Genomic DNA, 6519 nt, shown 5'->3' with positions numbered 1-6519 from the left:
GTCACGCTGGGCCTTACTGGCCGGTTTCTTTTTGGTCGGCATACATGCACCTCTGCAACATGTTATGCCCGAACACAAAATTTATGACACTCCCGGCCGGCGCCACCACAAAAATGGCTACGCCGCCTAATCAAAAAGAAGCCAGGCGAGCTGCCAACGCCTGCGCCTGACTCGCCACATCCGTCACCGCCGTGCTCTCCCACCACATCCCACGCAACGGCGGCCCCATCGCAAACAACCGGCTGGCGACCTGCCCATCGGCATCCAGCACCGCACCGTCAACCGCCGCCGCAATCCCCAACGCCAACGGCCCCGGCCGAATCAACCCACGCGCCAGCAATTGCTGCGGCAACGGTCGCGCCACCCGACGCCAGTCGTACTCGATACCGCTGGAATTGATCAACGCCGCGCCACTGACGACGCACGTTTCAGCCTCGCCACGACGCCGGATCCGGATACTGACTTCACCTGCCAAGGAACGCTCCAGCCCCTTGAACGAAGCGGCCTGAATGCGCAACCGCCCTTCCCCATGCAACCGCGCCACCAACTCTGCACTCAACGGCGGCGAGCGGTGGTGATGACTCTCCCACCACGGCCGCACATGCCGCACAAATTGCCGACGCTGCAGGTCAGTCGCCTGGTTCCACAAGCGGCCGATGTGCGCGCGCACCGTATCCAGTGGCGCCTGCCAGTCGATGCCTTGGGCGATGGCTTCCCGGCAATGCCGACGCAGTTCGCGCACCAGCTGACGGGGTGTGCGGAGGCTGTGATCCTCGGCGAGAAAATCCACCCAGGCCGGCGGTTGCCGACGCACATGCGGCAGCAAGCCATGGCGGGAAAACACTTCGATCGGCCCGCGATGCCCGGCCTGTTCCAGCGATACCACGGCGTCGATCATGGTCAGGCCCGAGCCGATGATCAGCACCGTCGACTGCGGATCGAGTTGCCGCATGGCGGCGACGTCCCACGGATCCATTGCCGCGGCGTTCAGGCCGCTGGATTCGGTTTGCGGCGTGCGCGCGGCGGGGAACATCCCGGTCGCCAACACCGCAAAAGCCCCCTGCAAACGCTGACCGTCACTCAAAGTCAGGCTCACTGCGTCGTCATGGGTTTGCAGATCAACCACCTCAGCCCGCACGTGTTCGACCGTTGAACCGTTCGAGGCCCCAACGGCTTGCGCTTCGGCCAGACGCTGCTGCACGTACAGGCCAAAAATCCCCCGTGGCGGAAACAGTTCGCTGATCGGCACATGTTGCTCGTCAGACTCGGGCCAGCCACCGGCCGCGATGTAGTCGGTCAGCCATTGGGTCAGATCGTCGGCGTTGTCCGGGTCGACGCTCATGCGCGCCGCGTTACCGTTGAGCGTATGGCCCAACTCGACCGCACTGTACGCCTCGCCCCGGCCCAATTCGGCCCGGGGTTCGATCACCAGCACCTGACGCTTACCGGGCAGACGCAATAATTGCGCCGCCAGCATCGCGCCGCTGAGGCCGCCGCCGACGATCAGGATGTCTGCGTGACGGATGGCGGGAGTCGCCTGTCCGTTTTGGGTTTCACTCATGCCGTTCTCGCTGATCAGTGTTTAGCTGGATAGAAGTCATGCCGATCGCCTGGACGATCATAAGCGCCAAACCCAGGGAAGATTCATCAAACAGTACCAAAGTAGGACACGCTGGCGCTGACTGGATCGTATTGGTCGAGTTCATGCGCTGTCCTGTTTGAATTCGGCGAGCCAGATGGGCTTCGGTATAGCGTCAGGGCTGCGGGTGGCTTGCCAGATGAAATCCAGGTTGTGAAAGCCCAGCCGCCGGCGAACAACGTTTTTGATCAGGCGTCGCAGTCCGCGTTCCGGATGGGCAATGGCCCAGTCGCAGAGGCGCCGGCGCCACGTGCCTTGGGGCGCGAGACGGCTTTCGATGTCGGCGGCCAGCCGTTGCAGGCCTTCGGTGGAAAGCAGCAGCCCTGAGGGCGCCACTTCACGACGGTCGCGGCGGGCGCTGCCGGGGTGTTCCGGGAAGGCCAGGGAGTGGCCGCGGCTCAACCATTGCTCAAGCAACACCGTCAGGCCGTTTTGCCATTGGGTGCCCTCTTCGCTCCACAGTTGAACCCCTTGCGTCCAGCGGTTGAGGCGTTGCGGGGGTTCTGTCGGGCCGAGCAGTTCGGTGAAATTGAGCAGCGACTGGCCGTGGTTGATCCACAGTTGTTGCGCCTGTCGACCGTGGACGAAAGCGTGAGTCGGACGACTGCGCCACAGGGCTCTGTGCAGGTCCTCGGGTTCGAGATTGTCCGGTAGCGTCAACACTTCACCGCCGAGGTGTTGCGCGGCCAAAGCCAGCTGCAACAGGTTCGGTTCGAAGGCGCCGCTGAGGGCCAGCCGCGACGCCTCGGTAAAACCCTGCTGACGCAAACCATCGGCCAGGCGCTCGACATCGCGCAACACATCAATCCAGCGCCAGACCAGCCACTGCCCGTGACGCTTGTGCCGCAGTGCCGGTTGCAACGGACTGACCTGGGCCCAGTGACGCAATTGCTCCAGGGCTCGGGGTACATTGACCTGCCACTCGGTGATGTCCGCATTCGACGGACGCTTGAGTTCATGCACGCTCATGAATTGACCTCCTGTTCATGGACAAAAGCGTGCGGTAGTCCGCTGGGCCAGAACCTGTGAAACGACGCCGATCCAATGTGGGAGCGGGCTTGCTCGCAAAGGCGATCTGGCTGGCGACATCGATGTTGACTGTGCCGGCCTCTTCGCGAGCAAGCCCGCTCCCACATAGGATCTTTGCCGGTATTTGTGTACGACACCGATTACCTGTGGGAGCGGGTTTGCTCGCGAAAGCGATCTGGCTGGCGACATCGATGTTGACTGTGCCGGCCTCTTCGCGAGCAAGCCCGCTCCCACATGGGATCTTTGCCGGACTCGGTATTTGTGTACGACACCGATTACCTGTGGGAGCGGGCTTGCTCGCGAAAGCGATCCGGCGGGCGACATCGATGTTGGCTGTGCCGGCCTCTTCGCGAGCAAGCCCGCTCCCACATGGGATCTTTGCCGGGCTCGGTATTTGTGTACGACACCGATTACCTGTGGGAGCGGGCTTGCTCGCGAAAGCGATCTGGCTGGCGACATCGATGTTGGCTGTGCCGGCCTCTTCGCGAGCAAGCCCGCTCCCACATGGGATCTTTGCCGGGCTCGGTATTTGCTCGCGACGGGATCTAGGCGGACACCACTTTCCTGTCCTGCTGACGCAACGCCGCCAGGTCGCGATAGCCACTTCCCGGGTGGATGTCCGGCAAGCGCGGTCCTTCGCCGAACAGTTTCTCGCGAAGGGTCCCCGGCGCGTAGTCGGTTTTGTACGCGCCGCGCTTCTGCAACTCCGGCACCAGCAGGTCCACCGCATCGATGAAGGTTTCGTGGGTCAGTGCATAGGCCAGGTTGAAGCCGTCCACATCGGTTTCTTCGACCCACTCCTGCAGCAGGTCGGCGACAGTCTCGGGGCTGCCGACAAACAGCGGGCCAAAACCACCGATGCCCACCCAATCGGCCAGTTCATTGGGGGTCCAGACCTTGTTCGGATCCGCTGTCGAAAAGGCCTCCACCGCCGATTGAATCGCGTTGGTATGCACATGCTTCAGCGGTTCATCCGGTTTGAACTGACTGAAATCGATCCCCGTCCAGCCCGAAATCAATGCCATGGCCCCTTCATAGCTGACCCAGGTTTTGTACTCTTCGAATTTGGCTTTGGCCTTGGCGTCGGTCTCGCCGAGGATCACCGTTTGCAGGTTGAAGATCAGAATCTTCGACGGATCGCGCCCGGCCTCGGCGGCACGGCGACGGATGTCCGCAACGGTCTTCTTCAGCAGCACTTTCGACGGTGCGGCGACAAACACGCATTCGGCATGTTCAGCCGCAAACTGCTTGCCACGGCTCGACGCGCCGGCCTGATACAGCACAGGCGTGCGTTGCGGCGAAGGCTCACAAAGATGAATCCCCGGCACCTGGAAGTGTTTGCCAACGTGCTGGATCTCATGAATCTTGCTCGGGTCGCTAAAGATCCGGCGCTCGCGATCGCGCAGGATCGCACCCTCTTCCCAACTGCCCTCCCAGAGTTTGTAGCAAACCTCCAGGTACTCTTCGGCGAAGTCGTAACGCGCGTCGTGTTCGGTCTGGGCTTTCTGGCCGAGGTTCTTCGCGCCGCTCTCCAGGTACGAGGTGACGATGTTCCAGCCCGCGCGGCCCTTGGTCAGGTGATCGAGGGTCGACAGGCGTCGGGCGAACGGATACGGATGCTCGAACGACAGCGACGCGGTCAGGCCGAAACCCAGGTGTTCGGTGACCAACGCCATCGGCGGGATCAGTTGCAGCGGATCGTTGACCGGCACCTGCGCCGCCTGACGGATCGCCGCGTCACCGTTGCCGTTGTAGACGTCATAGATGCCCAGCACATCGGCAATGAACAAACCGTCGAACTTGCCGCGCTCCAGAATCTTCGCCAGATCGGTCCAGTATTCCAGGTCCTTGTACTGCCACGAACGATCACGCGGATGCGCCCACAACCCCGGCGACTGGTGGCCGACGCAGTTCATGTCAAAAGCGTTGAGACGAATTTCCCGGGCCATCAAACGGCGCTCCTGAAACTGGGGGATGAAATACCCAGAGCTTCTGCAGGAGTCGTGCCTGAAATAAAATTCGTTTTATTTCAGTAGCTTGAATGATCATTCGAGAAAGACTTGGAGCTTTAAACCAGCAAAGTGTCGATCCGCTGTTGATCGGCGAACAGTTAGATCACCACGTTTCTGACGAACCGCGCCGCCACCGCCCCATCGTTGCGATAGGCATGCGGCTGGTTGCTGGCGAACATATAGAACTCGCCGGCGGCGATCTCGTGCGGCGTGTCGCCGAGCATCAAGGTCAGGCAGCCTTCGAACACGTAAATCTGTTCGCTCCAGCCATCGGCATCCGGTTGCGACGGGTAGATTTCGCCCGGTTGCAGGCACCATTCCCATTGTTCCACTTCGCGAGTGGCGGTGGCCCTAGACAGTAGAACGGCCTTGCTGCCGGCAATCATACCGGCCCACGCGACTTCATTGATGCGGCTGTAATCGCGGACGTCGGGGGCCTGGATCAGGTCGCTGAACGCCACGTCCAGTGCTTCGGCCACGCGGTCGAGGGTGGTCAGGCTGACATTCTTTTCGCCCGCCTCGATCGCCACCAGCATCCGGCGACTGACGCCGGATTTTTCGGCCAGCGCGGTCTGGCTCATGTCGGCGGCATGGCGCAAGCGTCGAACGTTCTGGCTGACGTGCTGAAGGACCGAAGCCCGTTGTGTGGAATCTTTGTGCACTATATTGCTCACTTGGTAGGGTTGGGCAGTATACTGCGCAACATTCGGCGCATTGTGCGTCCCCCTCAGGTAGCGCGCAAGGTCATGACGTCGGTGAACTCCTCCCAGGCTTCTTCCCGTTTCTCCCGGTTCAGCAAGGCCGAGTGCGTGCTGGTGCTGATCACCATGGTGTGGGGCGGGACCTTTTTGCTGGTCCAGCATGCAATGACCGTCAGCGGGCCGATGTTCTTTGTCGGCCTGCGCTTTGCCGCGGCGGCGATCATCGTCGCCCTGTTCTCCTGGCGGCACCTGCGCGACCTGACCCTGTTCGAACTCAAGGCCGGGGCCTTTATCGGCGTGGCGATCATGCTCGGTTATGGCTTGCAGACCGTCGGGTTGCAGACCATTCCCAGCAGTCAGTCGGCGTTTATCACTGCGTTGTACGTGCCGTTCGTGCCGTTGCTGCAATGGCTGGTGCTGGGGCGGCGTCCGGGTTTGATGCCGAGCATCGGGATCATGCTGGCGTTTACCGGGTTGATGTTGCTGTCGGGGCCTGCCGGTGCGTCTTTCAATTTCAGCCCGGGCGAAATTGCCACGTTGATCAGCGCGGTGGCGATTGCCGCAGAAATTATCCTGATCAGCACTTATGCCGGCCAGGTCGATGTGCGTCGGGTGACGGTGGTGCAACTGGCGGTGACTTCGGTGCTGTCGTTCCTGCTGGTGGTGCCGACTCAGGAAGTGATTCCGGGCTTTTCATGGTTGCTGTTGTGCAGCGCGCTGGGGCTCGGCGCGGCCAGTGCGGCGATTCAGGTGGCGATGAACTGGGCGCAAAAGAGTGTTTCGCCGACGCGGGCGACGTTGATCTATGCCGGTGAGCCGGTGTGGGCCGGGATTGTCGGGCGGATTGCCGGGGAACGGTTGCCGGCGATTGCGCTGGTGGGCGCGGGGTTGATTGTGGCGGCGGTGATTGTCAGTGAGTTGAAGACCAGGGGTAAGGTGGTTGCGACTGAGGAAGCGTTGGAGCGGGAGACACAAGGTTAAGCTTCAAGATCTTTAGCGGCGGGTAAATCGCCTTCGCGGGCAAGCCTCGCTCCTACAGGTCTCGTCGCTCCAAGATCTGTAGGAGCGAGGCTTGCCCGCGAAGGGGCCGGACCTGCCGAATACAAACCTTTGAAACAATGAATAACAGGAATTTTCC

General features: G+C 61.5%; 5 protein-coding genes. 1 reads left to right on the top strand and 4 read right to left on the bottom strand.

The features are described 5' to 3' along the window. Positions 1-130: 130 nt before the first annotated feature. The 4 genes from ACIPL2_RS31580 to ACIPL2_RS31565 all read right to left on the bottom strand — a co-directional run bounded on the left by ACIPL2_RS31580 (position 131) and on the right by ACIPL2_RS31565 (position 5342). Positions 131-1561 carry an FAD/NAD(P)-binding protein gene (locus ACIPL2_RS31580; RefSeq protein ID WP_401363716.1) on the bottom strand — a complete coding sequence of 477 codons (1431 nt, stop codon included), beginning with the start codon at positions 1559-1561 and terminating at the stop codon, positions 131-133. A gap of 141 nt (positions 1562-1702) precedes the next feature. Continuing rightward, positions 1703-2608: an acyl-CoA synthetase gene (locus tag ACIPL2_RS31575; protein ID WP_401363713.1), complete on the bottom strand. Its 906-nt coding sequence runs from the start codon at positions 2606-2608 to the stop codon at positions 1703-1705. Positions 2609-3213: 605 nt separating this feature from the next. Beyond that, positions 3214-4617 (bottom strand): LLM class flavin-dependent oxidoreductase, encoded by a 1404-nt coding sequence (locus ACIPL2_RS31570; RefSeq protein WP_401363710.1) that lies wholly within the window; start codon positions 4615-4617, stop codon positions 3214-3216. A gap of 161 nt (positions 4618-4778) precedes the next feature. Beyond that, on the bottom strand, positions 4779-5342 hold the full coding sequence (locus ACIPL2_RS31565) for a helix-turn-helix domain-containing protein (RefSeq protein ID WP_059404777.1): 564 nt from the start codon (positions 5340-5342) through the stop codon (positions 4779-4781). On the opposite strand from ACIPL2_RS31565, the gene ACIPL2_RS31560 reads away from it, so the two are divergent. Further along, on the top strand, positions 5337-6362 hold the full coding sequence (locus ACIPL2_RS31560; RefSeq protein ID WP_401363706.1) for a DMT family transporter: 1026 nt from the start codon (positions 5337-5339) through the stop codon (positions 6360-6362). The genes ACIPL2_RS31565 and ACIPL2_RS31560 overlap by 6 nt on opposite strands. The last annotated feature ends 157 nt before the right edge of the window (positions 6363-6519 follow it).

This window comes from Pseudomonas sp. NPDC086251 (assembly GCF_044746405.1).
In the GTDB taxonomy this organism is placed as follows: Bacteria; Pseudomonadota; Gammaproteobacteria; order Pseudomonadales; family Pseudomonadaceae; genus Aquipseudomonas.
The sequence above is the reverse complement of the archived record's forward strand: the minus strand, read 5'-3'. Positions and strand labels throughout refer to the sequence as shown.

What these genes read in the sequence shown, in the direction of transcription:
- ACIPL2_RS31580 (WP_401363716.1), bottom strand. Translation starts at nt 1,561, where the DNA reads ATGAGTGAAACCCAAAACGGACAGGCGACTCCCGCCATCCGTCACGCA.
- ACIPL2_RS31575 (WP_401363713.1), bottom strand. Translation starts at nt 2,608, where the DNA reads ATGAGCGTGCATGAACTCAAGCGTCCGTCGAATGCGGACATCACCGAG.
- ACIPL2_RS31570 (WP_401363710.1), bottom strand. Translation starts at nt 4,617, where the DNA reads ATGGCCCGGGAAATTCGTCTCAACGCTTTTGACATGAACTGCGTCGGC.